Genomic DNA, 24294 nt, shown 5'->3' with positions numbered 1-24294 from the left:
CTTTCTTTTTCATTCAGTATTTCAGTTGCGCCACGGCGCGCAGTTCCTCGGGCGACGCGGTGCCGAAGCCGAAGAACTCCAGGTACGCCGGGATCATCTCGAACAGCATGTCGGTACCGACCTGCACCTGGCAACCCTTGGCCTTGGCGGCCTGCAGCAGCGGCGTGTATTCGGTCTTCATCACGACCTCGCCGACGAAGGTTGAAGGAGCGATGCGGTCCACGTCGAAGGGCAGCGGATCGCCCTCCTTCATGCCCAGCGGTGTGGCGTTGACCACCACGTCGTAGCCGGCCGGATCCTTCGAGCCGGTGGCCACCTTCATCTGCGGATAGTGCTCGCGCAGCCGAGCGGCCAGCGCATTGGCCGAAGCCTCGCTCATGTCGAACAGCATCAGCTCGGCGGCCCCCGCCGCGGCGATCGACGCCGCGATGGCGGAGCCCACGCCGCCCGTGCCCGACACCAGCACCCGCGTGCCCTTGAAGAGCCGCCCCTTGCGCTCCACGCCGCGCACGAAGCCGGCGCCGTCGAACTGGTCGCCCAGCAGGGTACCGTCCGGGCGCTTGAGGATGGCATTGCAGGCGCCGGCCACGCGCGCGGTGGGCGTCACCTCGTCGACCAGCGACATCGTCGTCACCTTGTGCGGCATGGTCACCAGCGCGCCGCGGATGTTGCTGAACTTGAAGATCTGCGGCAGCGACACCGCGTAGTCCTCGGGCTTCACGCCCATGGGCACGACCACGGCGTCGATGCCGTGCTTGTCGAACCAGGGGTTGTAGATCATCGGGGCCTTGAAGGCCTCCGTGGGAAAGCCGATGTGGGCGATGAGGGTGGATTTGCCGGAAATCATTGAGGAATCACTCTGTGCAATCAAAGGTCGATGAAGGTTTCTTCCAGGAATGCCGCGGAACCGGCTTTGCCGGGCCGCAGGCATTGCCCCCTGCAAGGGGGTTGGCGAAGCGACACGAAGTGCGCGAAGCCTGGGGGTGAGCCATCTACGCCACGCTCGGTGAGTGGTAGCGCAGGGGCTGCGCGATCTCGGCGTGCATCGCCGGCGGATAGATGATTTCGCGCAGGAAGCCGGCGTCGGCCGTCATCGCCTCCGCCGCATCGAGATGGCCGAAGTAGCGGAAGTAGTGCGGCATCTGCTGGATCAGCATCTCGAAGCCCGCCTGCGCATTGAGCCCGCGCGCGCGGGCCGCGCGCACCAGCGGCGTGGGCTGGTTGCGCAAGAGAATGTCGAAGAGCGCCGCGTGGCTGTCCATGCGCGCCACGTCGACTGGCGCCGCGTCGTCGTCGCTCAGCCCCAGCTGCGTGGCGTTGACGACCAGGTCGAAGCCCTCGGGCGCGTTGCTGTCGGCCGCGACCACGCTGGCGTCGAAGAAGGCGTCGAGCTTGGCGGCCACGCCGGCCGCCTTGCCGGCGGCCTTGTCGTACATGGCGATGTGCGCCGCGCCGTTGACCGTGCCGCCCTCGGCCAGCGCCACGCCGATGGCGGCGGCGCTCACGCCCGCCCCGAGGATCAGCACGCGCTTGCCGCGGAAGGGAATGTTGTAGTGATCGAGCGCGCCGATCAGGCCCTCACCGTCGAAGAGGTCGCCCTCGAGCTGGTCGCCCTCGGTGCGGCGCACCACGTTCACCGAACCCGCCACGCGGCCGAAGAGCCCGCAGCCTTCGAGCAGGTCGACCACCAGCGGCTTGTGCGGCGGCGCGATCACCATGCCGCGCACGTTGCGCGCCAGAAAGGCCGACTTGAAGAACACCGCGAAGTCGCGCACCGGCACCTGCATGGGCAGCAGCACCGCGTCGATGCCGTAGCGCTGGAATGCCGCATTGAACATGCGCGGCAGCCGCACATTGCGAACCGGGTCACCGGGGATCAGGTAGGCCTGGGTGCTGCCGCTGATGGAATGGCTCATGTGCGTGCTTCCGTTCGTCAATCGCTCTTTTCGAGGGCGGATGGCGAGCTTTATAGTCCCTCCAGCCAACTCGTGCAGCCTTTGGGTCATTAAAACGTACGACTATCGATCTCTAAAATTCAATAATCGATCAATTCGAGGGTTTTCACCTGCACCAATTGCAAACTCGAACCCTTCTACCCAGATCACACTTCCGCCCATGAGCAAGGACAGCAATCACGACCCGGCACCGCCGCCCGGCCTGGACAAGCGCGACTGGATCGCCGGCCTGGAGCGCGGCGTGAGCATCATCGAAGCCTTCGACGACGCCAACCCACGCCTCACCGCCAGCCAGGCCGGCCAGCGCACGAACATGACCCGCACCGCCGCGCGGCGCTACCTTCTGACCCTGCAGCACATGGGCTACGTGGCCAGCGACGGCAAGCTCTTCTGGCTCACGCCGCGCGTGCTGCGCCTGGGCCAGTCGTACCTGGAATCGGCCCGCCTGCCCCGCGTGGTGCAGCCCTTCCTGCAGCGGGTGGCCGCCGGCACCAACGAGATCGCCTACCTCAGCGTGATGGACGGCGACGAGGTGGTCTACATCGCCCGCAACGGCCCCAACCGCAGCATGAGCACCGGCTACGTCCTCGGCGCGCGCGTGCCGGCGCAGGTCACGGCCTCGGGCATGCTGATGCTGGCCCTGCGCAGCGACGCCGAGCTGGACGAATGGCTCACGACGCGCCAGCTCACCGTGTTCACCTCGCACACCATCGCGAGCATGGAGCGCATGAAGCTCGAACTCGCCCGCATCCGCGCCCAGGGCTGGGCCCTTTCCGAACAGCAGCTCGACCTGAACTCGCGCGGCATCGCGGTGCCCTTGCGCGACCGCCACGGCACGCTGGTCGGGGCGCTGAACATCACCATGCCGATGGGGCACGAGAGCTCGGAGGACGCGGTGGCGCGGGTGCTGCCGGTGCTGCGGGAGACGGCGCAGGCGATGCGCAACCTGATCTGACGTCGAGCGACTGACAGCATTCCGACAGCATCCGCCGGGCACGATGCGCGCTTTCAATCCAAGAAGCGCTGGAGACAACCCATGCCCAACCTCTTTCCGCCCGACCACGCCCGCCTGAACCGCCGCGGCCTCCTGCAAGCCGGCGGCGCCATGGCCCTCGGCGGCCTGCTCCCCTCACTGGCTTCCGCCGAAGACGCGTGGCCCAGCAAGTCGATCCGCTTCGTCGTGCCCTTCGCCCCCGGCGGCAGTTCGGAGATCGTCGCGCGCTCGACCGCAGCGGAACTCTCGCGCACCATCGGCCAGAGCGTGTTCGTCGACAACAAGCCGGGCGCGGCCGGCAACATCGCGATGGGCGAGGTGGCGCGCGCCACCGACCAGCACACGATCATCCTGGGCCACATCGGCACGCTGGCGGTCAATCCGTACATCTTCGCCAAGCTGCCCTACGACGCGAACAAGGACTTCAAGCCCGTGAGCCTGCTGGCCAAGGTGCCCAGCCTCTACGTGGTGCACCCCGACGTGCCGGCGAAGAACCTCAAGGAATTCATCGCCTACGCCAAGTCGAAGCCGGGCAAGCTCAGCTACGGCTCGGCGGGCAACGGCAGCGCGGGGCACCTGGCCTTCGAGTACCTGAAGATGACGGCCGACGTGTTCATGCTGCACGTGCCCTACCGCGGCACCGGCCCGATGGTGACCGACCTGCTCTCGGGCCGCCTCGACGCATCGGCCATCGGCGCTGCGGCGGTCCTCCAGTTCATCAAGGCGGGCAAGGTGCGCTGCATCGCGACCGGCTCGGCCAAGCGCCTGCCGCAGCTGCCCGACGTGCCGACCGTGGCCGAACAGGGCTTCCCGGGCTTCGAGATGACGCAGTGGTACGGCATGCTCGCGCCCGCCAACATCACGCCCGCGCAGATGGCCAAGCTCTCGGCCGAGACGATGAAGGCGGTGAAGTCGCCCGACTCGATGCAGCGGCTGACTAACGACGCGGCCGAAGCCATCGGCGGCACGCCGGAGCAGTTCGCGCAGTTCATCGCTTCCGAGCAGGCACGCTGGCAGAAGGTCATCGCAAGGGCAAACATCAAGCCTGACTGATTGGCAAACCCCCAGGCTTCGCGAACTTCGTGTCGCTATGCCACCCCCTTGCAGGGGGCAACACCTGCGGCCCGGCAAAGCCGGTTCCGCGGTGTTTCGCGAAAAGACCCGGCGCCACTAGGATCGGTCGATGCGCATTCTTCTTGCCGAAGACGAACACACCCTGGGCACCTGGCTGTGCAAGGCGCTGGAGCACGCGGGCATCCAGGTCGAATGGGTGGACGACGGGCGGCTGGCCGACCGGGCGCTGCAGCAGCGCGACCATGACGCGCTGGTGCTCGACCTGGGCCTGCCCGGGCTCGACGGGCACACGGTGCTGCAGCGGTTGCGCGAACGCGACCAGCGGCTGCCGGCGCTGATCCTGACGGCGCGCGACTCGGTGAACGAGCGCGTGGCCTCGCTCAACGCAGGCGCCGACGACTTCCTCGCCAAGCCTTTCGCGCTGGCAGAGCTCGAGGCGCGGCTGCATGCGCTGGTGCGCCGCGCGCGCGGCGTGGAGCATCCGCGCCAGGCCTGCGGCCCGCTGGTGTACGACGGCGCGCGGCGGCACTTCACGCTCGACGGCGAGGCGCTGGCGCTCTCTCCACGCGAGCTGGCGGTGCTGCGGGTGCTGGTGCAGCGCAGCGGGGAGCCGCTGTCGAAGCAGCAGATCCTGGAGCGCGTGTTCTCCGACGATGAAGAAGTGCACCCCGAGGCGGTGGAAGTCTTCGTCTACCGGCTGCGCAAGCGGCTGGATGGCAGCGGCGTGCGCATCGTCACGCTGCGCGGGCTGGGCTATGTGCTCGAGTCGGACTAGATGAGAGCACTCCCCCAGGCTTCGCGCACTTCGTGTCGCTTCTTCTCCCCTCTCGCCGGGGGCGACACCTGCGGCCCGGCGGAGCCGGTTCCGCGGTGTCCCACGAAGAGGCCGTCTGGATTTCGTGCATCGTGGGTATGTCGCTGAATATCACGGACCGCCTGCGGCGCGCGAGCCTGTGGCAGCGGCTCGCGCTGCTGCTCTTTCCGGCCCTGCTGGTGGTGACCGCGCTGGAGCTGTGGATGACGCGGCACGACGCGCTGGCCGCCGCCAACGCGGCCTACGACCGCTCGCTGCTGGGCGCGCTCAAGTCCATCGACGCCAACATTTCGACCGCCTCGGGCGGCCTCTCGGTCGAGCTGCCGTACACGATGTTCGAGTTCTTCGAGCTGACGGCGAGCGGGCAGGTGTTCTTCCGGGTCTCGACCTCCGACGGGCTGGTCGAGCTCGGCAGCGCCGACCTGCCCGCCCCGCCCGCCGAGCTGAAGATGGGCGTGCCGGCCTTCTACGACGCCACCTATTTTGGCGAGGCGGTGCGGCTCGCGGCCTACCGCCGCGACCTCGACCGCACGCCGGCCGGCAGCACCGGGCGCAGCGTGCTGATCCAGGTGGGTGAGAGCACGCGCTCGCGGCAGGAGTTCAGCGCGCGCTTCGTGCGCAGTGCGGCGCTGCGCGACGGGCTGGTGCTGGCGATGCTGCTGTGCGGCACCGCCATCGCGCTCGCGGCGGCGCTGCGGCCGCTCTCGCGGCTGGCTCGCGAGGTGGGCGCGCGCACGAGCGACGACCTCACGCGCATTGCCGAGACCGACCTGCCCGCCGAAGTGCAGCCGCTGGTGGCGGCAGTCAACCAGCAGATGTCGCGCACGCAGGAGCTGGTTTCGCAGCAGCGCCAGTTCCTTGACGACGCCTCGCACCAGCTGCGCACGCACCTGACCACGCTGCAGATGCAGGCCGACTACGCGCGGCGCGAGGAAGACCCGGCGCAGGTGCAGGTGGCGCTCGACGCGCTCGGCACCGAGATCGGCCGCGCCACGCGCAGCGCACAGCAGCTGCTGGCGCTCGGCCGCAGCGACACGGTATCGGTGGAGCCCGCCGAATTCGACCTTGCGGCGCTGCTGCGCGAAGTGGCGGTCGACCTGCTGCCGCTGGCGCGCGCAAAGCGCATCGACCTGGGCATCCATTCGCCAACGCCCGAATTCCCCGCCGTGGCCGATCGCGGGCTGATGCGCGAGGCGCTGGGGAACCTGGTGAGCAACGCCATCGCCTACACGCCGGCCGAAGGCACGGTCACGCTCTTCGCTGCCGGCGACGCGGCGGGCTGGAGCCTCAACGTCGAGGACAACGGCCCCGGCATCGACGAAGAGGAACGCGCCGCGCTGGGCCAGCGTTTCCGCCGCAGCGCGCGTGCGGGCAAGGGCGGCTTCGGGCTCGGGCTGGCCATTGCGCGCTCCATCGCGCAGCGGCATCGGGGCGAACTGCGGCTCGAAGCACGCGAAGCCGGTCCGGGGCTGCATGCGATCATCTGGTGGCCGCGCGCTTCCTCGGCCCCGGCCTCCGACTGACAGGCCCGCCGCCATGCCCTCCTCTGCCTCCAATCGACGCCACGCATTGCGCGCGCTGTGCGCGCTGCTCGCGCCGTCGTTCGGCATGCGCGCGATGGCCGCGGGCGATCCTTCCGAAGAAGCGGCCGACTGCGTGATCCCTGCCAAGGCCGGCGGCGGCTTCGCCCTGACCTGCGCCCTCGCCCGCGACGCGCTGCAGGCCGTGCGGCCCGCGCGCCCGCCGCTCACCCAGCGCTACCTGCCGGGCGGCATCGGCGCCGTGGCCTTCGACCGCATCGCCACCGGCAAGCTCGGCGGGCCGGGCACGCTGGTGGCATTCTCGAGCGGCTCGCTGCTCAACCTCGCGCAGGGGCGCTTCGGGCCGCACTCGCCCTCGGCCGTGCGCTGGATCGCCACGTTGGGCACCGACTACGGCGTGATCGCGGTGCACCGCGATTCGCCTTACAAGCGCCTTCAGGATCTTGTCGCCGCGCTGCGGCAGGACCCGTCGCGCATCGCCTTCGGCGCGGGCGGCACCGTGGGCAGCCAGGACTGGGTGAAGGCCGCGCTGCTGGTGCGGGCCGCGGGGCGCGACCACAAGGCGATGCGCTTCGTCTCCTTCGAGGGCGGCGGCGATGCATTGAGCGCACTGCAGGGCCGCCATGTCGATGCGTTTCCGGGCGACGCGGCCGAGGCGCTGCAGGCCATCGCGGGCGGAGCGGCCGTGCGCCTGCTCGCGGTGCTGTCGGAGAGCCGTTTGGGCGGCGCCCTCACCGGCGTGCCGACCGCGCGCGAGCAAGGCGTGGAGCTGGTGTGGCCGACGGTGCGGGGCCTGTACCTGAGTGCCGATGTGCCCGAAGCCGCCGTGCGCGCCTGGGCCAACGCGTTCCGCGAAGCGAGCGCTGCGCCCGGCTATGCGGCGCTGCGCGAGCAGCACGGGCTCTACCCTTTCGCCCTCACCGGCACCGCGCTGGACGATTACGTGCAGGCGCAGATCAAGGCCTACCAGCGGCTGGCGGGCGAATTGGGGCTGCGGCGCTGGCCCTCCTCCTGAGGAATACAGGCAAGATCGCGGCCATGACCGAAGACGCGATCACCCAACACATCATCGACATGCTGGCCGGCGGCCATTTCCAGATCGCCGACGACAACACCTTCTTCTTCCACGACGGGGACAACAAATTCCCTTTCGCGACCATCGTGACGAAGGACAACGAGTTCGACAACGCCTCGAAGCTGGACCGCGCGGGCGTGTTCCGGCTGAACATCGGCGTGGGCAAGGAGACTTTCCGCGCGCTGTTCGGCGAGGAGACGGCCGCGCCCGACCACGGCGCGCTCGACACGCTGATGCCGCATCCGCTGTACGCGAAGATGTACTGGGTCAGCGTGATCAACCCGAGCGCGAAGACCTTCGAGACCGTGAAGCCGCTGATCGCCGAGGCGCTGAGCCTCGCGCGATCGCGCCGAGCGGGTTAGGCCGCCTTCAGGAACACGTCGTGGTCCGGCGCGAAGTTGGCGTGCAGCGGCAGCATCGCGCCACCTAGCGCGCAAGCTTGGGCGCCGGCCTTGCCGCCATGCAGCTGCGGCTGCCAGAGGCCTTCCCAGTTGCAGTGGTCCAGCGCGTCGCGGGTCTGGTCGAGCAGCGCCTGCAGCAGCGGGCGTGACATGGAGCCATCCACCACCACGTCGGACAGATCGAGCATGGCGGTGCCGCAGACGATGGCATGCGCCAGCGCCTGCGATGCGCTCGCCAGCCAGGCCGTCGTCGCGCGAGCAAAAGGCGGCTGCAGCGCGCGGTCGTCGTAGGCAGCCATCGGGTCCAGGCCTTCGCCGGTCAGGCGCTGCTCCAGCTCCCACAGCGAGGCTTGCGCGACCAGTTGCGGCGGCAGCGCGCCGCGGCTGCCCGGCGGCTGCATCGGCAGCGACGCCAACGCACCTGCGTTGCCATGCGCGCCGGTGTGCAGGTGCGAGTTGATGACCAGCCCGCCACCCACGAAGGTGTCGACGAAGATGTAGAGAAAGCTCTTGAGGTCGTGCCCGCGCCCGCCAACCAGTTCGGCCACGCAGGCGGCCACGGTGTCGCGCGCGAAGCTCACCGGCACGTCGCAGCGTGCACGCACCTCGGCGGCCAGATCCATCTGGTTCCAGAGATCGGACTGCGCCTTCGACAGCCCTAGCGTGCGGTGCCAGCCGCCGAGCAGGAACGGCGCGGCCAGCCCAACGCCGACGTTGCGAGCGGCGAGCGGACCCAGCCCGTCGCGCAACCGGTGGATGTGCTGTGCGATGGCGGGCAGCAGCTCGTCGGCATCGGGAAAGTCGTAGCCGATGGCGTGGCGCTCGCGCACCTGCGTGGTGAAGTCGATCAGGAGCCATTCGGCGCCGCGCCGGCCCACCTTGATGCCGATGGCGAAGGCGCCGTCGGGGTTGAGCGCCAGCGGCACCGAAGGCTGGCCGATGCGGCCGCGCACACGGCTTTGCTTGACGATGAGCCCGTCTTCCTCCAGCCGCGCGGTGATGAGCCCGATGGTCTGCGCGCTGAGCCCCGTCAGCCGGGCCAGGTCGGCCTTGGGCAGGCTGCCGTGAACGCGCAGCGCCTGCAGCACCGTGCGCTCGTTGAACTGGCGCATGCCGACCTGGTTGGAGCCGCGGGGCCGCAGCAGGTCGGGGGTGCGCGCAGCAGCGGGTGCGTGCGCATCAGGCATGCGCCTCCGCGGGCAACTGGTCGGCCGGCATGGCGCCGGTCATCACGGCGACGGTGTCGCTCATGCTGATCTTCTTCGGATCGAGCACGGCCGCGCGGCGGCCGAGGCGGGCCACGTGGATGCGGTCGGCCACCTCGAACACGTGCGGCATGTTGTGGCTGATGAGCACCACGGGCAGGCCGCGATCGCGCACGCGGCGGATCAGCTCCAGCACCATGTTGCCCTCCTTCACGCCGAGCGCGGCGGTGGGCTCGTCCATGATGACCACGTGCCGCGCGAAGGCGGCGCTGCGCGCCACCGCCACGCACTGGCGCTGGCCGCCCGAGAGCGTTTCGACCGCCTGCGTCATAGACTGGATGCCGACCTTCAGGTCGGCCATGCGGGCGGTGCTTTCGCTCAGCATCTTCTTCTTGTCGAGCATGCGCAGCACGTTGCCCATGAAGCCGGGGCGGCGCAACTCGCGGCCGAGGAACAGGTTCTCGTAGATGGTCATGGCGGGCGCCACGGCCAGGTCTTGATAGACCGTCTCGATGCCGGCGCGGCGCGCCTCCAGCGGGTTGCGGAAGTGCACCGGCTCGCCGTCGAGCAGGATCTGCCCCTCGTCGGGCACGATCGCGCCCGACAGCGCCTTGATGAGCGAGGACTTGCCCGCGCCGTTGTCGCCGATCACCGCGAGGATTTCTCCTTCGCGCAGTTCGAAATCGACACCGGCCAGCGCGGTGACCTGTCCGTAGCGCTTCACCAGGCCCTTGGCCTGCATCACGATCTTGCGGGGGTTTGCAGCGGCGGTCATCAGCGGGACCCTTTGCGCGAGAGTTGATCGGCCGTCACGGCCAGGATCACGAGAATGCCCGTCACCAGCACCTGGTAGATGGACGACACGCCCATCAGCGTGAGCCCGTTGCGGAACACGCCCACGATCAGCACGCCGATCAGCGAGCCCAGCACGATGCCGCGGCCGCCGAAGAGGCTGGTGCCGCCGAGCACCACGGCCGTGATGGCGTCGAGGTTCTCGGTCTGGCCCGCGTTCGGGTCGCCCACGCCGGTGCGCGCCACCGACAGCAGCGAGGCGATGCCATAGAGCACGCCCGCCATCACGTACACACCCAGCAGCACGCGCTGGGTCGGGATGCCCACGAGGCGCGTCGCCTCGGCGTTGTTGCCCACGGCATAGACATGCCGCCCCGCCGCCGTCTCGCGCAGCACGAACCACGCGAGGAAGTAGAGCGCGACCATCAGCACCGACCCCCACGCCACCTCGGCGCTGCCGATGGTGAAGGTGGCGCCCAGACCCGTGAGGCCGCCGGGCAGGTCGGTGATGGTCTGCGAAGACGAGTACAGCTGCGTGATCGCGAAGGCGATATTCAGCGTGCCCAGCGTCACGATGAAGGGCGGCAGCTTGATGCGCGTGACCAGCAGGCCGTTGAGCAGGCCGAACAGCGTCGTCACTCCGATGCCGCAGAGGATGGCCACCGGCGCCGGCAGGCCGAGCTCGGTGGCGAACTTGCTCATGATGATGCCACCCAGCGCCATCACCATGCCGCACGACAGGTCGATGCCCGCCGTGAGGATGACCAGCGTCTGGCCGATGGCGATCACGCCGACCACCATCACCTGCTGCAGGATCAGCGAGAGGTTGCCGCCCGTCAGAAAGCGGTCGGACTGGGTCGCGAAGAAGATGCACGCGCCCAGAAGAGCCAGCCACGGCCCGAGGGCGCCCCACGGAATGTGGTGCGTTGGAGACTTAGCCATGGCTTCTCTTTTTCTTGCCTCGGAGTCCCGGATTACTTCTTGCCCCAGCACAGCTCGGCGCCGGTCTTGGTGTCCTTGCTGTCGACGCCCGCCACCGGCTTGCCGGCGATCAGCGTCACGCCGGTGTCCACGTAGCCCGAGGCCTTCTTGCCGGTCTTCGCGAACTCCACGCCCGCGGCCACGCCCATGGCGGCCATCTTCAACGGGTACTGCTGCGAGGTCGCGGCGATGATGCCGGCGGTGGTGTCCTTGATGCCCTGGCAGCCGCCGTCGACCGACACGATCATCACGCCCTTCTCCTTGCCGGCACGCTTGAGCGCGTTGTATGCACCGGCCGCGGCGGGCTCGTTGATGGTGTAGACGAGGTTTACGTCGGGCGCCTTCTGCAGGCAGTTTTCCATCACGGTCTGCGCCTTGGCCTGGTCGCCGTAGCTGTCGGCCATGCAGACGATCTCGGGCGCCTTCGACAGCTCGTTCGACTTCGCGTCGTTGGCCGGCAGGCCGAAGCCCTTCATGAAGCCGTTGTGGCGCTGCGCACCCACCGGGTGGCCCGGCAGCAGGTCGAGCGCGACGATCTTCGCCGGCTTGCCCGCCATCGCGGCCTTGGCGTACTCGCCGATCAGCACGCCGGCGGTGTAGTTGTTGGTGGCGAAGAGCGCATCGGTCGCATCCGGCGGATCGGCCGGGCTGTCGAGCGCGATCACCATCACGCCCTTGTCGCGCGCCTTCTTGATCGCGGGAACGATGGCCTTGGCGTCGCTCGGCGTGATGAGGATGGTCTTGGCGCCGGCGGCGATCATGTTCTCCATGGCCGTGATCTGCCCGGCGTTGTCGCCGTCTGCCTTGCCCGCGCCGGAGAGCAGCTTGGCGCCCTGCTTCTTGGCTTCTTCCTGGGCGCCTTCTTTCATCTTGACGAAGAAGGGGTTGGTTTCGGTCTTGGTGACGAGGCCGATGATGGGTTCATCGGCGGCGAAGGTTGCGGTCGACGCGGTGACTGCGGCGAGGGACAGTGCTGCCAGGGCGAGGATGGAGCGGGGGCTGGTGTGCATGGTTTGTCTCCTTGGGCGGGCGGTTGGTTTGCGCCTGCGGTTTTGGATCCGGATCGCGTGGTGGGAAGCGGGCGTCCGGGCGCAAGGGGACTATCGGGCAGCGGAGGGACTAAATCAAGGTGATTTAGTTATCGAAAACCCGAAGACAGCGGAGGCAGAGGCGTCGAAGCCCGTGGCTCGGGCTGCGGCCAGATGAACGAGGGTTTTGCGCAGGGGGACGTCTGTCACATGCCTCCGCCCTGCTTTGTACTGCGCCCCTCTCAATGCTTGCCATGGCTCCTGCGGTGTGAACGTGATCTCTGGTCAAACGCCATCTCATTCTGGTCAAGCAACCGCAGCACCACCCTCTGCCCACCGTTCCACAGCGAATCCTGCCCAATGTAGTAGGCATCGACGTTGTCGCGCTCGGTAGCAAATTTTATTTGCTTCGACCGTTTAAATTGAATCTAGCAACACGAGCCACATCTTCATCGAGGTCCAAACTCAAGTTCTTCAATAAGTCCAAAGGGACTTTTTTATTTGCAGCCACCTGCTGCCGAACTACTGCACTTGGGTCGGCCGCGAGACGCACAAACAAATCGTTGGACAACTGCCTTTTCATGGCGACGAATATTTTCACATCCGCCTCATACTGACACAATTCCTCAAGAATCTCCAAAGGAATAGTTTTATTGTGAGCCACCCATTTTCGATAACTCGGATAACGAAAAATAACATCCCTCCAAACTGACACAGGAGCTTCCTCGAGCGCCGATCTATCGTATTCAGCCTTTTCTTCGCTATCTCGAAGTCGTACAAATTCTTCTGCGGACTCAATCATTTTACGCTCTTGCAATTCATTTCTTTGAAATCGATCGACTTTCCCGCGGCGCCTTTATGCTTGCTCATATAGTCCCCATAAATATCCGCATCGGCAACCCACCCGCCGTCTTTGTCGTGAACCTTCCACGTACTACCTCCATGTCCTGTTTGGTCGCTTGACCACCAAAGACCGGTTGACGGATCCCTCAGATATTTAACATGCCCGACACCTCTGACGTGACCGTCACAAACCCGATCAAACCGATCAACCTCCCAATGCTTTCGACATTTCTTTTTTGAATTTTGATTGGGCTTTTCTGATTTTACTTTTCTCCCCTCACCCCCAGGATTTCTGGTCAACCCCGTTGGATCAACCCATTCAACAGGGTTGGAGGCGTAGCTGTAGACATTAATCCCACCCTCAAGCCCTACGGGATCTTTACTTAGAAATCTTCCAATTCGCGGATCGAAATACCGATACCGGTTGTAGTGCAGCCCCGTCTCTTCATCCCAATACTGCCCCTGAAACCGAATCGGATTCCTGAACCCCGCCCTTCTCCCAGCCTCGCTGATCGCTTCTCGCGCCTCCCCCCACGCTTTGTACTGCGCCGACCAAGCCACACTGCCTTCGTGGTCCGTCAGCTCCTGCGGCGTGCCCAGGTGGTCGCACTGATAGAACGCCATCTCCCTTCTGTCAAACGCCGGCGGCACCTGCCTCTGCTCACCGTTCCACAGCGGATCCTGCTCGATGTCATAGACGCCGCCGTTAGCCGCCATCAGCGCCTTCGCATCCGTCGTCTCGCTCAGCGCCATCGCGCTCGCACGGCGCACCTGCATCAGGGGCACGAACGAGTTCGGCTCGTGGATGTAGTGCACGCTCCAGCCGTGCGCGCCGCCCTCCTCGATCGCTGAGCTGCTCTGCGTGCTCTCGAAGGCGAGCACGTCGCCGTCCCAGCCGAACAGGGTCGTGGTGTCGCCCGAACTCTTGGATAGACGCCGCCCCAGCGCGTCATAACTGAAGGTGGTGGTGATGCCGCTGTGATCGGTCGCCGCTGTCATGCGGTTGAAGCCGTCCCATGCGAAGACGGTGCGCCAGCCGTTGCGTACGCGCTCGGTCATGTTGCCGCGTTCGTCGTAGCGGTAGCTGGTGCCGGCGTAGTTCTTCAGCAGGTTGTCCAGCAGCTTGCCGGCCGGGTGCCTCAGTGGCTCGTTGGTCGGGGGCGGATCGACGATGTTGCCTGCGGGGTCGAAGGCGAAGATCTCGCGCCCGACGCGGCTGTTGGCTTCGAGCAGGCGGCCCACGGGGTCGTAGCGGTAGTTCAGGCTGCCTCGGCGGCTGTCGCCGATGGTCACCAGCTGGCCGGCCTTGTCGTAGGTATAGCGGCGCTGGATGCCGGTGGTCGATTCGATGGCGCCTGGCCTGGTGCGGGAGATGTGCTGTTCGAGCAGCCGCCCCGCCGGGTCGTATTTCTGCCGCTGGCTCAGGCCGTTGCCTTGTTCGCGTGCGATCTCGCGGTGCAGGTCGTCGCGCTCGAAGCCCAGGATGTCCTGGCCGTCGATCATCAGGCCGTGCACGTGACCGGAGCCATAGGTCAGCCACTGGGTGACGTGCCCGTCGGGCCGCACGGTGGCGATGCGGTGGTTGAGTTCGTCGTAGCGGTGTTGCCAGACTGCCGTGCGCCTGCGCTTCAGGTAATGGTGATGTTCGCGGGTCAGGTTGCCAGCCGGGTCGTAGAACCACTGCAGTCGCGCATCGCGGTTGGTCGCCTCGAGCAGGCGGCCGTTGCGGTCGTAGGCGAAGCGTTCGGACTGCCCGCCGGCGCGGCGTTCGCTCAGGCGGCCGAGAGGATCGAATTCGAGTTCGGTGCGGTGGCCCGCCTCGATCACTTCGGCGAGCACGCCCGTGGTTTCTTCGTGGACGTACTGCGTGGCCTTGCGGTCGAAGCCGGTTTCTTCGAGCAGTCGGCCTACGGGGTCGTAGCGGAAGTCGTACCGGCTGCCGTTCTCGTTGTGCAGTTCGGTCAGGCGACCCAGCAGGTCCCAGTGGTACTTGAGCGAGCGGCCAGCGGCATCGGTGCGGCCGGAGATCAGGCCGGCGCGCGTGTAGCTGTAGCGTGTGGCGCGACCCAGTGCGTCGGTGTGCAGAAGCAGGCGGCCTTCGGCGTCGTGCGCGAAGTGTTCGCTCGTCCTGTCGGGCTGTTCGATCTCTTCCAGCTGGCCGGCTGCGTAGCGATAGCTGGTGGCGTTGTCTGCGGCATCGGTGGCCTTGACCAGGCGGCCGCGCTCGTCGTATTCCCAGCGGCTGGTCTTGGCGGAACAGTCGGTGTAGCTCAGCAACTGGCCCGATGGCGAGTAGACGAGCGCCTTGACGCCGCCCTTGGCATCGGTGATTCGCACGGGTCGGCCCGCCTTGTCGTAGGCGTACTCGGTCTTGTGCCCCAGCGGATCGATCTCTTCCGTGAGATGGCCCTGCGCGTCGTAGTCGCGCTTCCACACGCCGCCTTCGGCATCGCGAATGCCCGTGAGCCGGTGCAGCCTGTCGTACTCGTAGTGCACCCGGCTTCCATCGGCACGGGTGTGCGTCTGCAGGTTGCCGTCGGCGTCGTAGGTGTAGTCGTCGGTCGTGCCGTCGGTGTGCACGTGGCGCGTGATGTTCTTCGCGTCGTCGCGGAAGAACCACTCCTGCAGCCCGTCCGGATGGATGATGCGGTAGGTGTAGCCCTGGATGTCGTAGTAGTGCCAGGTCTCCCCGCCCAGCGCATCGGTCACGTAGGTCAGGCGGATGTTGCGGTCCCACTCCAGCTTCAGCGCGAAGCTGCCGTCGTCGGACCACTCGCGCACGGCCTTGGCGTCAGGGCCTGTGCCGTCGTACTCGAGGTTCATGCCCCGGCCGGTGCGGTCGGTGTACCGGGTCACGAGGTGGTGGCTGTAAGTGTAGCTCCAGCTGGCGCCGTCTTCGTCCTGTGCCGCGATGAGATCGCGCTCGGCATCGTGGGTATAGGCGGCCAACTGGCGCACGACCTGGCCGTCCTTGAGCTCCCACAGCGACTGGATGAGCCCGGTCTGCGCATCGGGCTTGGTGCCCACGTGCGCCATGACGGCCTCGCCGTGCTTGCTGATGACGTCGCTGAGCACGCGCTCGCCCGTTGCTGCAATGACGTGGTCGTAGCGCAGGCCGATGGACATGCCGTCCCTGGCCTGCTGCGCGACGAGCCTGAAGTGGGGCTGCCTGCTGTCGACGTACTCGTAGATCTCGCGCCACTCGCTGGGCTCGCCTTCGGGCAGCGGCTTGCCGAAGTCCAGTACCAGCAGGCTCTCGCTCAGACGCGAGACGCGGACCTCCTCGATCGGGTCGAAGTAGGCCTGGCCCACGGCCAGCACGGGGTACGCGTGGCTGCGGCCGTCGGCCGCGTGGTAGACGAGGCTGGCCTGGCCCTGGCGTGCGCCGCGTGTCGGCGTGGTGATGTCCACGCGCATGCTGTAGGGGGTGATCCAGCGTGCTCCGAGGCTGCCCCGGTCGAAGGAATCCAGGTCGCTGGCGTAGGTGCGCGCCCATTCGATCGGCAGCGGCGCTGCGAGAACGAAGTCGGTGTGGGTGAAGCTTTCGTTGCCGGTGCTCAGGCTGATGGAAGAGCCGATGCGTGCCGGCGCTGGGCAGTTCTTGCAGCCTGCGGTCCCTTGTGCATCGGCTTGCTTGTTGATGTGACCGAGCTGCGTTCCGGGATTTTCCTTTTCTGCCTTGGCTCCCGCCTGCGGAGCCACGATCGCCGCGCGCTGGCCTTTCTTCTTCAGCAGCGCATCCCGCAGCTTGTGCAGCAGCCACATGATGCTGGCCTGCGCCTCCTTGTCCGCCAGCCGCGACAACTGCTCCCGCAGCTCCCGCTTGAAGTCCAGCATCTGCGCGATCACGCCTTCGACCTTGCTCGCGATGCCGTCCGGCAGTTGGCTCGCAGCCGCTTTCGCCACGTAGTTCGCCGACTGCTTCGAGTAGCGCACCGCCGCGCCCCACATCCGGCTCCACGTGCTCTGCGTCTTCGGGTCGTGCACCTTCGTTTCTGGTGATGCTGGGGTGCCCACCGTGAACAGATCCTTCTGGCCCAGCACCCGCCGCAGGATATCCACCAGGTTGTCGATGATCTTGTCCGCAAGATCCGCGCAGCTCTTCAGGATGCCATCGAGCTTGGCGATGGCTCCGTCGATGAACGTGTCCAGCTCTCCCATGATGGTGGCGTTCAGGTGACCCACCAGCGTCGTGACGATGGCCTCGCCCAGGTTGGAGGCCGCCGTCGTTAGTTGCTGCCTCACCAGGTGCAGCGTCGGCCGCAGGCTCATGCGCGCTGCCGCCATGCTCGGCGGTATCGGGATCAGCCCGATCAGGTTGATGCCCAGGCTCACCCAGTTCAAAAACGCGTCGACGCCGTCCTTGGCCTTCTTCTCGACGATGTTGATGATGTCCAGGAACACATCCACCAGCGCCATGATGTTCCCGACGATCGGAATGCTGCCCAGCACCATCGTCAGCCGCTCCAGCGTCACGTAGCCGCCACTGAACGAGCGCAGCCAGTCGTCCACCGCCTTGCTGGCTGCGGCGACGTCCTCCTTCACGATCGTGTTCAGTGGCGCTACCGCCGTCTGTGGTTCGCGCTCGGTCGGCTTCTGGCCTTGTTGTTGCGGGCCTTCTGTTCCTGCCATCTTTTCTCCCTGCCTCTGGCTGATACCCTGGCTGTGCTGTGAATCCGTGCTCTTCAGGGCCGGATCACGCAGTCCTTCATCGTGAGAAACGCCGACCCCATCGCGAAGCCGACCTCGCAGCTCGCGATGAACTTCGCACCGCTGCGCATCTCACCCATCTTCTGGTTCTGTGCATCGTCCGCCGGGGTCAGGCGCGCCAGCTCCTGGCTGCCTCGCACATCGGCAGCGCGGATCAGCGACGTACCACCGAAGGAATCGGATGCCTCGACAACCACCGCCGGGAACTGCACGCGCTTGCCGTATTCGGGCATGCCAAGCGCACGGCGGCCCTGTTTCTCGTAGCTCTGGTGAAGCTTGGTCAGCGTGGTTTTCATCTCGGCTTGCGCGGCACACAAGGAAGCAGCGCCGAGGAAAGCAGCGGCGACGAATACGGTCTTGATGTTTTTCATGAACATGGAATCGATGAATTGATGGGATGTGGTTGCCCCTCAGGGCTCAGTTGATGTTGGCGCCCTGGAACTCGAGCTGCTCGAAGGTGCTGCCGGTGAAGTCCACGCTGCGTCCCTGCAGCCCCTGCGCATGCACCACGGTGCCGCTGCAGTCCAGCACGCCGACGTCGTTCCAGCTGCCGCCAGCGAAGCTGATGTCGTCCCACTGGCACTGGCGGAACGTGCTGCTTCCGATGCTCGCGCCATCGAAGTTCGCGCGCGTGAAGCTGCAGTTGATGAACGTGCAGCCGGTGATCGAGATGCCGCTGAAGTCGCACTGGGTGAAGCTGCAGCCCGTGAACTGGCAGCCGCTCCAGCCCGCCTGCTTGAAGCTGGTGGCGGTGAAGCTCGTACCTGCGAAGGTCGTAGCGGCGAACTGGGCAAGGCCCAGGTCGAGCCCCGCATAGGCGAAGCTGTCGGCCTGGCCGACGAGCCCGGCGGGAGCACCGCCTGCGCCTTTGCGCCACATGTCGTGGGCGAGGATGATGATCTGGGAAGACACTCGATGCCCCTCGGTTCGCTATCTCTTCAGCGAGACAGATGCTTCTGAAGGACTCGGCCGCTGAACTTGTCGATCAGCAGTTGCGGCTCAGCCAGGCCGGGCAGAGCACCGCGATGACCCTGCGGCTTGTTCGACGCTTCCCACGTAACCCTGTATCCGTCGGATGCATCGACCAACACGAGCTTGTAGTTCTCGAATCGCAGGCCAGAAGACCGCCCGTCCTCCCAGGCCACTGCAATCGCCTGTGCCACCAGGCCATCGACTTCGATGATTTCGTTCATTCTTTTCTCCCTCGCAAAATTGAAAGCCGCAGACTCAGTCGGCCGCGGCGTCTTTTGAAACAGTCCCAGCGTCGGGACCACTACCTGCTTCCTTGCTCCCGAAGCATTTCGCCCGTGGTCCTCGAGGCGATGTACATGATCGACCGCCCCAACCTGCTGGCGTTGCCAAGTCCCTTCTGCCTGGGCGGCAGCTTGGCAGAGAAGGCGATGCCGATGGTGTCGACACCGTCTTCGTCCTCGCCGTTCTCTTTCCGCCTTTCGGCAATGCGGACGTCGAAGTTATTCAGGTCTTGCCCGGTCTTCTCGAACAGCCTGAAAGCGTTGCCCAATGCGATCACCACCGGGGTGTTGAGCAGCAGCCGATCCGGCGACTCGATCTCGAAGAGCGGCGCGGCCGAACCATCGAGGCCGTCGCTCACGGACGCGAGCCCCGGGCCTTCGCGCGGGCCGCTTCGATTTCCTTGAGCAGATCGCCTGCCTCCGCATTGCCGCTCTTCGACGACTCCGCTGCCCAATGCGCGGCTTCGGCGAGGTCCTTGCCGCTCATGTAGAGGTCGTAGGCCAGGTTGTGCTGAGCGACCACGTGCCCGGCCTTGGCCGCGACCGTCAGCCAGCGGGTGCGCTGAGCCTCGTCAGAAGACGCGAAGGTGTAGTACAGCGAGAGACGGAACGCAGCCTCGGCGTCGCCGGCCTCGGCCTTCGTGACCAGTTCGGCTCGCTGCACATCTGTCAGTGAATAGGACTGGGCACCCGAGATGGGCGAAGAAGAAGAAGAGGCTGGTGCGGCGTCGGGCTTGTCCATGGCTTGGTTCTCCGTTGCGTAAGAGACTGAGAGGTTCAGAAGAAGAGGAAGAAGCACTGCCAGCTTTGCGCCGAACCTGAGATCGATGTTCTTCATGACTTGGGGTTGAAGGTATGCCAGACGCCGGGATCTGCGGTGTCCATGGTGCCGTCGGCCTTCTGGCCGGCAGGCTTGTAGGCGCCGTGGGGCCAGATCCACAGGAGCTTGTCGGGCGCCACGACAGGCGCATTGAGCTCGTTGGCCAGCTTCTGGGCGTAGGGGTCGGTGCCCTTGCCGGTCTCGCACGACATCAGCTGCACCTTCTGGCCTTCCGTATAGGACGGGTGCGCCTTGATCCGCTCTGCCATCTGTGCAGGGGTGACGCCCCTGAGCGCGGTGTCGGTCATGATGCTCGGGTTGCCATGGGAGCCGACCGTGAACGTGCCGGGCGGGCTTGGGATGTTGTCGGCCGACTGGCGGATCGCCTCGTTGTGCGGGAACAGGTTGATGTCGACCAGCCCCAGCGGGTCGATGCCGCGAACGGGGTTGCCGCCGACGTATGCGTACAGGTTGAGGCCGCCCGCAAGCCCCAGCGGGTCGGGCGAGACATACCGGCCGCTCGCCGGATCGTAGTAGCGGTAGCGGTTGTAGTGCAGCCCTGTCTCTGCGTCGAAGTACTGCCCCTGAAACCGGATCGGGTTCGAGAGGCCGGCACGTCGCCCCGCTTCGCTGATGACTTCGCGCGCCTCGCCCCAGGCCTTGTACTGGGCCGACCAGGCGACGCGGCCCTCGTGATCGGTCAGGTCCCGCGGCGTGCCGAGGTGGTCGCACTGGTAGAAGGCGACCTCGTCGTCTTCGAAGCTGCGCTGTCCGGGCTGGAGTTCTCCGTTCCACAGCGGATCTTGCTCGATATCGTAGGCGCCGCCGTTGGCGGCCATGAGCTCTCGCACGTCGGGCGTCCTGCCCGGCACGATCGCATGCGCCTGGCGCAGTTGAACCAGCGGAGCGAAGGAGCGCGGCTCGTGGACATAGTGCACGCTCCAGCCGCGTCCGTCGTCTTCCTGCTCCGCGGCGAGGCTCTGCGTGCTCTCGAAGGCGAGCGTGTCGCCATCCCAACCGAATCGGGTGATGCTGTCTCGCGAGCGTTTCGAGATGCGGCGGCCCAGCGGGTCGTAGGCGAATGAGGTTTGCGTGCCGTCTTCGTCCGTGGCGGAGCTCAGCCGGCCGAAACCGTCCCAGGCGAAGGTGGTCGCCCGGCCATTGCACACGCGCTCGACCATGTTGCCGTGCTCATCGTACCGGTAGCGCACGCCGGCATAGGCCCTGAGCAGGTTGTCGAGCAAGGGGGAGACGGGAGCCCGGCTGCCGCCGGCCGTGCTGTCGGGATCGACGATGTTGCCCGCGGGGTCGAAGGCGAAGGTCTCGCGTCCGAGCCGGCCGTTGGCCTCGACGAGCCGGCCGACGGGGTCGTAGCGGTAGTCGAGGTTGCCATGACGGCTGTCGCCGATGGCGATCAGCTGCCCTGACTTGTCGTAGCCGTAGGTGCGCTGCAGCTGCAGCTGCAGCGCGCCGGGTGCGCTCGCCTGGCCCGGCACGACCTGCTGCTCCAGCCGCCTCCCTGCGTTGTCGTAACGCAGCTTCTGGGTCAGGCCGTTGCGCTGCTCGCGCAGCACTTCGCGATGCAGGTCGTCGCGCTCGAAGCCGACGATGTCGTGCCCGTCCAGCAACAGGCCGTGCACGTGGCCCGAACCGTAGGTGAGCCACTGGGTCGTGTGGCCGTCGGGGCGGATCGTGGCGACGCGCTGGTTGAGCGCGTCGTAGCGGTGCTGCCATATCGCCGTGCGACCGACCTGCAGATCGTGCTGGTGCTCTCGCGTCAGGTTACCGGCCGGGTCGTAGAACCACTGCAGGCGCGCGTCGCTGTTGGACGCCTCGACCATGCGTCCGTTGCGGTCGAAGGCGAAGTGCTCGACCTGGCTGCCCGCGGATCGCTGCGTCATCCTGCCCATCGCATCGGCCTGCAGTTGCACTACCCGTCCGCCCGCCGCAACCTCGACGAGCCGGCCGGTGCCTTCTTCGTAGCGGTACCGCGTGGTCCGGTGAGCGAAGTCGGTCTTGTCAAGCAGCCGACCCACAGAGTCATAGCGCAGGCTGTGGCGGCTGCCGTTCTCGTTGCGCAATTCGATGAGACGGCCCAGCAGGTCCCACTGGTACCTGAGCGAATGCCCCTCGGCATCGGTGCGCCCCGAGATCAGTCCTGCGCGGCTGTAGCTGTAGCGCGTGCGGCGCCCGAGCCCATCGACGTGCGCGAGCAAGCGCCCCTCGGGGTCGTGCAGGGCCTGCTCGCGCGTCCCGTCGGCCAGGACGATCTCGTGGATCCGGCCCGGCAGGCTGCCTTCGGCACGCAGCGCCGCGTCTTCTTCCGGAAGGCTGTAGAGATGGCGCGTGACGTTGCCTGCAGGGTCCACAGCCGTGGCGAGCCGGCCGCGCTCGTCGTATGTCCAGCGGCTGGTCTTGCCCGAGCAGTCCGTGAGGCTCGCGAGCCGGCCGCGAGGCGTGAAGCTCATCAGCTTCGTGCCGCCCTTGGCATCGGTGATTCGTACTGGCCTGCCGGCCTTGTCGTACGCGTACTCGGTCTTGTGCCCCAGCGGATCGATCTCTTCCGTGAGATGGCCCTGCGCGTCGTAGTCGCGCTTCCACGCGCCGCCCTCCCCGTCACGGATGCCCGTGAGCCGGTGCAGCCTGTCGTACTCGTAGTGCACCCGGCTTCCATCGGCACGCGTGTGCGTCTGCAGGTTGCCGTCGGCGTCGTAGGTGTAGTCGTCGGTCGTGCCGTCGGTGTGCACGTGGCGCGTGATGTTCTTCGCGTCGTCGCGGAAGAACCATTCCTGCAGCCCGTCCGGATGGATGATGCGGTAGGTGTAGCCCTGGATGTCGTAGTAGTGCCAGGTCTCCCCGCCCAGCGCATCGGTCACGTAGGTCAGGCGGATGTTGCGGTCCCACTCCAGCTTCAGCGCGAAGCTGCCGTCGTCGGACCACTCGCGCACGGCCTTGGCATCGGGGCCGGTGCCGTCGTACTCGAGGTTCATGCCCCGGCCGGTGCGGTCGGTGTAGCGGGTCACGAGGTGGTGGCTGTAGGTGTAGCTCCAGCTGGCGCCGTCTTCGTCCTGCGCGGCGACGAGGTCGCGCTCGCCGTCGTGGGTGTAGTTGGCCAGTTGGCGCACGACCTGGCCGTCCTTGAGCTCCCACAGCGACTGGATGAGCCCGGTCTGCGCATCAGGCTTCGTGCCTACATGCGCCATGACGGCCTCGCCGTGCTTGCTGATGACGTCGCTGAGCACGCGCTCGCCCGTCGCTGCAATGACGTGGTCGTAGCGCAGGCCGATGGACATGCCGTCCCTGCCCTGCTGCGCGACGAGCCTGAAGTGGGGCTGCCTGCTGTCGACGTACTCGTAGATCTCGCGCCAATCGCTGGGCTCGCCTTCGGGCAGGGGTTTGCCGAAGTCCAGCACCAGCAGGCTCTCGCTCAGGCGCGAGACGCGGACTTCCTCGATCGGGTCGAAGTAGACCTGGCCCACGGCCAGCACGGGGTAGGCATGGCTGCGGCCGTCGGCCGCGTGGTAGACGAGGCTGGCCTGCCCCTGGCGTGCGCCGCGTGTCGGCGTGGCGATGTCCACGCGCATGCTGTAGGGGGTGATCCAGCGTGCTCCGAGGCTGCCCCGGTCGAAGGAATCCAGGTCGCTGGCGTAGGTGCGCGCCCATTCGATCGGCAGCGGCGCTGCGAGAACGAAGTCGGTGTGGGTGAAGCTCTCGTCACCCAGTGAGAGGCTGATGGAGCCGCCCTTGCGCGCAGGTGCGGGTCGATTCTTGAGACTGCATCCCCGCCCGTTGGCCGGCGCCTGCTTGCTGATATGCCCGAGTTGGTCACCGGGCTTGTCCTTCTGGGCCACCGCGCCCGCTTGAGGCGGGACGATAGCCGAATGCCTGCCTTTCTTCTTCAGCAACGCATCCCGCAGCTTGTGCAGCAGCCACATGATGCTGGCCTGCGCCTCCTTGTCCGCCAGCCTCGACAGCTGCCCCCTCAGCAGCCGCTTGAAGTCCAGCATCTGCGTGATCACGCCATTGACCTTGCTCGCAACCCCATCCGGCAACTGGCTCGCCGCCGCCTTGGCCACATAGTTCGCCGACTGCTTCGAATAGCGCACCGCAGCACCCCACATCCGGCTCCACGTGCTCTGCGTCTTCGGGTCGTGCACCTTCGTTTCTGGTGATGCTGGGGTGCCCACCGTGAACAGGTCCTTCTGCCCCAGCACCCGACGCAGGATATCCACCAGGTTGTCGATGATCTTGTCCGCAAGATCCGCGCAGCTCTTCAGGATGCCATCGAGCTTGGCGATGGCTCCGTCGATGAACGTGTCCAGCTCTCCCATGATGGTGGCGTTCAGGTGCCCCACCAGCGTCGTGACAATGGCTTCCCCCAGATTCGAGGCTGCCGACTTCAGCTCCTGCTTCACCAGGTGCAGCGTCGGGCGCAGGCTCATCCGTGCGGCAGCCATGCTCGGCGGAATCGGGATCAGCCCGATCAGGTTGATGCCCAGGCTCACCCAGTTCAAAAACGCGTCGACGCCGTCCTTGGCCTTCTTCTCGACGATGTTGATGATGTCCAGGAACACATCCACCAGCGCCATGATGTTGCCAACTATCGGGATGCTGCCCAGCACCATCGTCAGCCGCTCCAGCGTCACGTAGCCGCCACTGAACGAGCGAAGCCAGTCGTCCACTGCCTTGCTGGCTGCGGCGATGTCCTCCTTCACGATCGTGTTCAGCGGCGCTACCGCCGTCTGTGGTTCGCGCTCGGTTGCCTGCGGCTTCGATGCCGCGTCCTGTTCTGCCATTTTTTCTTGTTC

At 66.5% G+C, this 24294-nt stretch carries 20 protein-coding genes; 6 read left to right on the top strand and 14 right to left on the bottom strand.

Annotated features, from left to right (window positions below; all coding sequences use genetic code 11):
• Positions 1–13: 13 nt before the first annotated feature.
• Together AC1VNX_RS13725 and AC1VNX_RS13720 are read right to left on the bottom strand one after the other, a co-directional pair.
• Positions 14–847, bottom strand: coding sequence for a shikimate dehydrogenase family protein (locus tag AC1VNX_RS13725; RefSeq protein WP_483157180.1), 834 nt, complete (start codon positions 845–847; stop codon positions 14–16).
• A gap of 145 nt (positions 848–992) precedes the next feature.
• Positions 993–1916 (bottom strand): shikimate dehydrogenase family protein, encoded by a 924-nt coding sequence (locus AC1VNX_RS13720; protein ID WP_483157179.1) that lies wholly within the window; start codon positions 1914–1916, stop codon positions 993–995.
• Between the two features lie 199 nt (positions 1917–2115).
• Here AC1VNX_RS13720 and AC1VNX_RS13715 point away from each other — a divergent pair, with 199 nt between their 5' ends.
• The 6 genes from AC1VNX_RS13715 (at position 2116) to AC1VNX_RS13690 (ending at position 7815) form a co-directional block, all read left to right on the top strand.
• A complete protein-coding gene (locus tag AC1VNX_RS13715) occupies positions 2116–2910 on the top strand; it encodes an IclR family transcriptional regulator domain-containing protein (RefSeq protein ID WP_301511666.1) in 795 nt (264 codons plus the stop codon).
• A gap of 81 nt (positions 2911–2991) precedes the next feature.
• Positions 2992–4002 (top strand): Bug family tripartite tricarboxylate transporter substrate binding protein, encoded by a 1011-nt coding sequence (locus AC1VNX_RS13710; protein WP_483157178.1) that lies wholly within the window; start codon positions 2992–2994, stop codon positions 4000–4002.
• Positions 4003–4132: 130 nt separating this feature from the next.
• A complete protein-coding gene (locus tag AC1VNX_RS13705) occupies positions 4133–4798 on the top strand; it encodes a response regulator (protein ID WP_483157177.1) in 666 nt (221 codons plus the stop codon).
• Positions 4799–4935: 137 nt separating this feature from the next.
• Positions 4936–6360, top strand: a complete 1425-nt coding sequence (locus AC1VNX_RS13700) for a sensor histidine kinase (protein WP_483157176.1) — start codon at positions 4936–4938, stop codon at positions 6358–6360.
• Positions 6361–6373: 13 nt separating this feature from the next.
• Complete coding sequence (locus tag AC1VNX_RS13695) at positions 6374–7393, top strand: tripartite tricarboxylate transporter substrate-binding protein (RefSeq protein ID WP_483157175.1); 1020 nt, start codon at positions 6374–6376, stop codon at positions 7391–7393.
• A 23-nt stretch (positions 7394–7416) separates the two neighbouring features.
• Complete coding sequence (locus AC1VNX_RS13690) at positions 7417–7815, top strand: DUF6194 family protein (protein WP_483157174.1); 399 nt, start codon at positions 7417–7419, stop codon at positions 7813–7815.
• Here AC1VNX_RS13690 and AC1VNX_RS13685 read toward each other — a convergent pair.
• The 12 genes from AC1VNX_RS13685 to AC1VNX_RS13630 all read right to left on the bottom strand — a co-directional run bounded on the left by AC1VNX_RS13685 (position 7812) and on the right by AC1VNX_RS13630 (position 24282).
• Complete coding sequence (locus tag AC1VNX_RS13685; RefSeq protein ID WP_483157173.1) at positions 7812–9041, bottom strand: ROK family transcriptional regulator; 1230 nt, start codon at positions 9039–9041, stop codon at positions 7812–7814. The genes AC1VNX_RS13690 and AC1VNX_RS13685 overlap by 4 nt on opposite strands.
• Positions 9034–9834: an ATP-binding cassette domain-containing protein gene (locus tag AC1VNX_RS13680; protein ID WP_483157172.1), complete on the bottom strand. Its 801-nt coding sequence runs from the start codon at positions 9832–9834 to the stop codon at positions 9034–9036. The genes AC1VNX_RS13685 and AC1VNX_RS13680 overlap by 8 nt, the downstream gene beginning before the upstream one ends.
• The gene (locus AC1VNX_RS13675; protein ID WP_483157171.1) at positions 9834–10793 is read right to left on the bottom strand and encodes an ABC transporter permease; all 960 of its coding nucleotides are present in this window, start codon (positions 10791–10793) and stop codon (positions 9834–9836) included. The genes AC1VNX_RS13680 and AC1VNX_RS13675 overlap by 1 nt, the downstream gene beginning before the upstream one ends.
• Positions 10794–10825: 32 nt before the next feature.
• Positions 10826–11842: a substrate-binding domain-containing protein gene (locus AC1VNX_RS13670; RefSeq protein WP_483157170.1), complete on the bottom strand. Its 1017-nt coding sequence runs from the start codon at positions 11840–11842 to the stop codon at positions 10826–10828.
• A gap of 418 nt (positions 11843–12260) precedes the next feature.
• Positions 12261–12662, bottom strand: a complete 402-nt coding sequence (locus AC1VNX_RS13665) for a hypothetical protein (protein WP_483157169.1) — start codon at positions 12660–12662, stop codon at positions 12261–12263.
• Positions 12659–17335, bottom strand: coding sequence for an RHS repeat-associated core domain-containing protein (locus tag AC1VNX_RS13660; protein WP_483157168.1), 4677 nt, complete (start codon positions 17333–17335; stop codon positions 12659–12661). Before AC1VNX_RS13660 ends, AC1VNX_RS13665 begins: the two co-directional genes overlap by 4 nt.
• 53 nt (positions 17336–17388) lie before the next feature.
• A complete protein-coding gene (locus AC1VNX_RS13655; protein WP_483157167.1) occupies positions 17389–17784 on the bottom strand; it encodes a hypothetical protein in 396 nt (131 codons plus the stop codon).
• 46 nt (positions 17785–17830) lie between these two features.
• Positions 17831–18325, bottom strand: a complete 495-nt coding sequence (locus tag AC1VNX_RS13650; protein WP_483157166.1) for a pentapeptide repeat-containing protein — start codon at positions 18323–18325, stop codon at positions 17831–17833.
• A 26-nt stretch (positions 18326–18351) separates the two neighbouring features.
• On the bottom strand, positions 18352–18606 hold the full coding sequence (locus AC1VNX_RS13645; protein WP_483157165.1) for a hypothetical protein: 255 nt from the start codon (positions 18604–18606) through the stop codon (positions 18352–18354).
• An 80-nt stretch (positions 18607–18686) separates the two neighbouring features.
• The gene (locus AC1VNX_RS13640) at positions 18687–19025 is read right to left on the bottom strand and encodes a hypothetical protein (RefSeq protein ID WP_483157164.1); all 339 of its coding nucleotides are present in this window, start codon (positions 19023–19025) and stop codon (positions 18687–18689) included.
• On the bottom strand, positions 19022–19408 hold the full coding sequence (locus AC1VNX_RS13635) for a hypothetical protein (protein WP_483157163.1): 387 nt from the start codon (positions 19406–19408) through the stop codon (positions 19022–19024). The genes AC1VNX_RS13640 and AC1VNX_RS13635 overlap by 4 nt, the downstream gene beginning before the upstream one ends.
• Before the next feature lie 92 nt (positions 19409–19500).
• Positions 19501–24282 (bottom strand): RHS repeat-associated core domain-containing protein, encoded by a 4782-nt coding sequence (locus AC1VNX_RS13630; RefSeq protein ID WP_483157162.1) that lies wholly within the window; start codon positions 24280–24282, stop codon positions 19501–19503.
• Positions 24283–24294 lie beyond the last annotated feature (12 nt).

The organism is Variovorax sp. TLI9-5A (genome assembly GCF_056867935.1).
This window is presented reverse-complemented; position numbering and strand designations above follow the sequence as displayed.

What these genes read in the sequence shown, in the direction of transcription:
- AC1VNX_RS13725 (WP_483157180.1), bottom strand. Translation starts at nt 847, where the DNA reads ATGATTTCCGGCAAATCCACCCTCATCGCCCACATCGGCTTTCCCACG.
- AC1VNX_RS13720 (WP_483157179.1), bottom strand. Translation starts at nt 1,916, where the DNA reads ATGAGCCATTCCATCAGCGGCAGCACCCAGGCCTACCTGATCCCCGGT.
- AC1VNX_RS13715 (WP_301511666.1), top strand. Translation starts at nt 2,116, where the DNA reads ATGAGCAAGGACAGCAATCACGACCCGGCACCGCCGCCCGGCCTGGAC.
- AC1VNX_RS13710 (WP_483157178.1), top strand. Translation starts at nt 2,992, where the DNA reads ATGCCCAACCTCTTTCCGCCCGACCACGCCCGCCTGAACCGCCGCGGC.
- AC1VNX_RS13705 (WP_483157177.1), top strand. Translation starts at nt 4,133, where the DNA reads ATGCGCATTCTTCTTGCCGAAGACGAACACACCCTGGGCACCTGGCTG.
- AC1VNX_RS13700 (WP_483157176.1), top strand. Translation starts at nt 4,936, where the DNA reads ATGTCGCTGAATATCACGGACCGCCTGCGGCGCGCGAGCCTGTGGCAG.
- AC1VNX_RS13695 (WP_483157175.1), top strand. Translation starts at nt 6,374, where the DNA reads ATGCCCTCCTCTGCCTCCAATCGACGCCACGCATTGCGCGCGCTGTGC.
- AC1VNX_RS13690 (WP_483157174.1), top strand. Translation starts at nt 7,417, where the DNA reads ATGACCGAAGACGCGATCACCCAACACATCATCGACATGCTGGCCGGC.
- AC1VNX_RS13685 (WP_483157173.1), bottom strand. Translation starts at nt 9,041, where the DNA reads ATGCCTGATGCGCACGCACCCGCTGCTGCGCGCACCCCCGACCTGCTG.
- AC1VNX_RS13680 (WP_483157172.1), bottom strand. Translation starts at nt 9,834, where the DNA reads ATGACCGCCGCTGCAAACCCCCGCAAGATCGTGATGCAGGCCAAGGGC.
- AC1VNX_RS13675 (WP_483157171.1), bottom strand. Translation starts at nt 10,793, where the DNA reads ATGGCTAAGTCTCCAACGCACCACATTCCGTGGGGCGCCCTCGGGCCG.
- AC1VNX_RS13670 (WP_483157170.1), bottom strand. Translation starts at nt 11,842, where the DNA reads ATGCACACCAGCCCCCGCTCCATCCTCGCCCTGGCAGCACTGTCCCTC.
- AC1VNX_RS13665 (WP_483157169.1), bottom strand. Translation starts at nt 12,662, where the DNA reads ATGATTGAGTCCGCAGAAGAATTTGTACGACTTCGAGATAGCGAAGAA.
- AC1VNX_RS13660 (WP_483157168.1), bottom strand. Translation starts at nt 17,335, where the DNA reads ATGGCAGGAACAGAAGGCCCGCAACAACAAGGCCAGAAGCCGACCGAG.
- AC1VNX_RS13655 (WP_483157167.1), bottom strand. Translation starts at nt 17,784, where the DNA reads ATGAAAAACATCAAGACCGTATTCGTCGCCGCTGCTTTCCTCGGCGCT.
- AC1VNX_RS13645 (WP_483157165.1), bottom strand. Translation starts at nt 18,606, where the DNA reads ATGAACGAAATCATCGAAGTCGATGGCCTGGTGGCACAGGCGATTGCA.
- AC1VNX_RS13635 (WP_483157163.1), bottom strand. Translation starts at nt 19,408, where the DNA reads ATGGACAAGCCCGACGCCGCACCAGCCTCTTCTTCTTCTTCGCCCATC.
- AC1VNX_RS13630 (WP_483157162.1), bottom strand. Translation starts at nt 24,282, where the DNA reads ATGGCAGAACAGGACGCGGCATCGAAGCCGCAGGCAACCGAGCGCGAA.